Below are 220 nucleotides of genomic sequence, written 5' to 3' on the forward strand. Positions count from 1 at the left end.
TGCCGCTCGACTTGCATGTGTTAGGCCTGCCGCCAGCGTTCAATCTGAGCCATGATCAAACTCTTCAATTAAAAGTTCGATTTGCTTAAACATGTTAAGCGGTGCTCAGAGATTACTTCGTAATAATTCAACTAAATGAATTACTGCTTGGTCACTCTAAGACTTGATATTTTTTGCCACCGAAGTGGCTGATATCGTCTTGTGAGTGCCCACACAGATT

1 rRNA gene is annotated in these 220 nt (G+C 42.3%); it reads right to left on the minus strand.

What is annotated here, in order from left to right:
- Positions 1–71, minus strand: a 16S ribosomal RNA gene (locus ETV65_RS24840); the annotation flags it as partial.
- Positions 72–220: the final 149 nt, after the last annotated feature.

This window comes from Rahnella sp. RFA10(1/100), assembly GCF_004195115.1.
GTDB lineage: Bacteria > Pseudomonadota > Gammaproteobacteria > Enterobacterales > Enterobacteriaceae > Rahnella > Rahnella perminowiae.